This is a genomic window from Italian clover phyllody phytoplasma str. MA1 (assembly GCF_000300695.1).
In the GTDB taxonomy this organism is placed as follows: Bacteria; Bacillota_I; Bacilli_A; order Acholeplasmatales; family Acholeplasmataceae; genus Phytoplasma.
Genome location: NZ_AKIM01000042.1, coordinates 1 through 1,454 on the forward strand (window position 1 = coordinate 1; position 1,454 = coordinate 1,454).

1 protein-coding gene is annotated in these 1,454 nt (G+C 25.1%); it reads right to left on the reverse strand.

The features are described 5' to 3' along the window. Positions 1-553: 553 nt before the first annotated feature. Positions 554-1,183, reverse strand: a complete 630-nt coding sequence (locus RI01_RS02040; RefSeq protein WP_017193001.1) for a hypothetical protein — start codon at positions 1,181-1,183, stop codon at positions 554-556. Positions 1,184-1,454 lie beyond the last annotated feature (271 nt).

Sequence of the window (1,454 nt, forward strand, 5' to 3'; positions counted from 1 at the left end):
TTTTATTTTTTTTCATTAGAGTTTGTAATAATTTATTTTTTTGTTTTAATATTTCAGTTTTTTTGTCATTTATTTTTTTATTTTTCATGATTTAAATATCGTTTCCTTTTTTTATATCATATACATAACCATTATAACTCCAAATGATTATATTTATTGAAAAAGGGGGTCGCGCGCAACTGGGGGATTTTTATTTTTCTTTTTCTTTTGTTTGTTTTTGCTTATAATTGTTGTTAGCGCTTCAGCGCGTTAGGGGATGGTGTTGGTTAATTTTTAAAACATCTCTCTTTTAATAATGGAAAGGGAAAAAGGGAGTTATTTATATATCGAAAAATAATAATGATAGATAAAAGATACAACGATAATATCAAATATCGAGTATCATTATCATTATCGATATAATATATAAAATATCACTCCTTAAAAAGGTTTGGTTTTTTAAAGTATTTTAGATATTGAAAGTGTTATAAAACTGTTAGTGAAGTGTTATAAAACTGTTAGTGAAGTGTTATAAAACTGTTAGTGAAGTGTTATAAAACTGTTAGTGAAGTGTTTATTTGATTTTGGATATATATTTATACATGGGATGTATTTTTTTAACCCGATAGCCTTGTTTATTTTTGGTTAAAAATAATTTGATGTGTTTTAAATCTTCCAATTGATAATAAATAACATTTAATCCTTTTTTATAATTTGTTTTTATAGGATTGTTATATTTATCTACTTTTTTATCATCTAATTTATATAATTTCAAAGTGTCTAGTTTGTCTATGGGTATCTTACTTATTAATTCTTTAATGTAGTCTTTTTGTTCGTTGAGATAATTAATTTGGAAGATAGGGAAATGTGTTTTAAGGGTATTATTTTGGCATTTTGGGGGTGATATGGGGTTGGTTAGGGTTTGATTATTATTATTGTTTTCGGGAGAGTGAGTTTTGATTATTTTTATTCTATACTTTTTTATTTCATCTAAGATTTGTGGGTCTACAAATAGAGTTTGGTTTTTTGGGCGGTAGTTTGCTTGTTGATAGGAATTTTTCTTTTTAGAATGAGAAACAATTGTAATATTTAATAATTCTCCTTTTAATATTTGTAAAAAGTTTTTGATTTGAACTAAGTCGTTAGGTGTTGATTTTGTTTCCCAACCACCCCTAATGATTCCTTGATTTGTTTCGTTTTTCATTTTTTCTCCTTTTTATTTGGTTTTTTGTTATAAAAATAAAAATCCCCAAATTTGCGAAAAATAAAATCGCAAAATTTAGGGGTATATGCGCGTGTTTGGGGGTATTTTAATGTTATTATACATGTAAAAGGTTTAATATATTAGTTAAAAAGCAATAATTTTAATCAATTATTTCTACTTTGTCTTCTCCAAAAAAATAAATAGCTAAATCGACTATGATTTTATTTTTAGCCTCTTCATAAGTAATGTATGGGTCTAAAAAACATTTTTG

What these genes read in the sequence shown, in the direction of transcription:
- RI01_RS02040 (WP_017193001.1), bottom strand. Translation starts at nt 1,183, where the DNA reads ATGAAAAACGAAACAAATCAAGGAATCATTAGGGGTGGTTGGGAAACA.